Genomic DNA, 1,692 nt, shown 5'->3' with positions numbered 1-1,692 from the left:
GCCATAGTCGTTCACCTCCGTGCCTGGGGCGGCATATTGCAGATAAAAGGTGCCGTCGTGTTCGTTCACCCATGAACCTTCGATATAGGGCTTTTTCCCCGGCCCCTTCAGCGCCTCCCAGCCCCGGTTTGCCGGATCGCCAACGACGCAATTGACCGGTTTCCCGATGGGTTGCAGCGTATTGATATCCAATTCAACAGCGGTCGTCGGGCTATTGTCGGACAACCCCTGATAAAGAAACAGCCGCCCATCCTCCGATAAAAACAAATCAGGGTCACCGCCGCAGTTTAAACCCGACACCTTTTTCCATGTGTCCTGCAAAGGATCGTCGTTCGCCCAAATACCCTCACCACAGGCCGTCCAAAGCATTCGCCCGTTCACCACCTCCACCGTCGGCGCGTAGGACTCGATCGGCAGGGAAGTCGAGGCCACGAAAGTCCAGGTCAGGCAATCCGGGGAATGCCAATAGCCGCCGCTCTTCGAGGCAAAAAGCCAGTACTCATTTTTGAAAACCACCATTGTGGGATCGGCCGCCTCACGGCGAACAGAGCCTCCGAGGCTAAACCGGTAAGGAAGATTCAGCGGATTGCAAAACGTGGGTGGACGATTTCCATCATCGCCTGCGACGGCGGCACGGAAGGAAAGCGACAAGCCCAGCGCAATCAAAGAAAGAGAGAAAAAATTGGTTCTACGTTTGATAAAAGGCATGCAGCTATTTCCAATGGGACAATACATTTTGTCATCGTGCGCATAAAAGTCGCAAGTTGCAATTCCATTCACCGGGCCTCTGGCATCTCGGATTCCTCCGTTTTTCCTATGTCGGTAACTGAGGACTAGTCCCAACGGGAGCAGCTCTGAGGGAGGTTTTGCCTCTTTTTGCCTTTGCTCTCCTCTGGAGGCTGCTTTCTGTTTCCAGAGGTTTTTACGCTCAGCCATAGGAGATCAAATGGCATGCCTCTCCAGGCGCATAAAGCGGCATCAGGGTCACACTCACCGTCTTGAAAAAGGATGGCAAGACCAAGTGGCGCAATGTACAGACGGACGATAAAAAAAGAAAGCGGCGGTGAGACCGAAGCCCCACCGCCGCATCAAGCTGATTGATCGAAGATCAGCGAATTTTGCTTAGAACTTCCACTGCAAGTCGACATCGACGCGCTGGGTCTGGCTAATACCCGAAAGGTTGGTGATGCCGCTGGCCGTGCCGCCGCTCACGCCCGTGGTTAAAGGAAGCCCCGTTGCGACTTCCCCGGGGGTGCCGTTCAGCAGGCCGCTCTTGTAAGCCCAGGTATCGTAAACCGTAATCGTGCCGGTCAGGAAATCGGTGAAGCAGTAGGCCGATTGAAACTTGATACCCTGTTGGTTCAAGAAGCTGTCGCCCCAATCGGAGTCCTGCAAGTTAGGATCGTTGGCGCCCAAGCCGACCTGGCGGTAATCCGCCCTAACCGACCAGTCGCCCTTCTTCTTGTTTTGACCAACCTGAAGACCAGCGAGCCAGGCAACGTTGTCGCCCAAGGCCTGGTTTTGAGCCTGCGTCGCACCTATTGTCCCAGTGGGCGTTACGCCCGTTTGGCCATTGCCGAAATAGACATCTTGAATGCGAGCTTTGCCGTCAAGATTGGCGGCGAAGTCCCAGTAGAGCTTGAAGGGCTGATCCCACAACTTCCAGTCGAATTCACCGGGAGCGGTGACGAT

2 protein-coding genes are annotated in these 1,692 nt (G+C 54.8%); both read right to left on the bottom strand.

Features of this window, described 5'->3' with window-relative positions:
- On the bottom strand, window positions 1-708 hold a 708-nt coding region (locus WBR57_RS29895), incomplete at its 3' end, for a family 43 glycosylhydrolase (protein WP_424089155.1).
- Between the two features lie 414 nt (window positions 709-1,122).
- A partial coding sequence (locus tag WBR57_RS29890; protein WP_424089153.1) for a hypothetical protein occupies window positions 1,123-1,692 on the bottom strand: 570 nt, incomplete at its 5' end.

The organism is Pseudomonas sp. (genome assembly GCF_049590575.1).
Classification (GTDB): Bacteria; Pseudomonadota; Gammaproteobacteria; order Pseudomonadales; family Pseudomonadaceae; genus Aquipseudomonas.
Note: the sequence above shows the minus strand (reverse complement) of the source record. Positions and strands in the feature narration are given on the sequence as shown.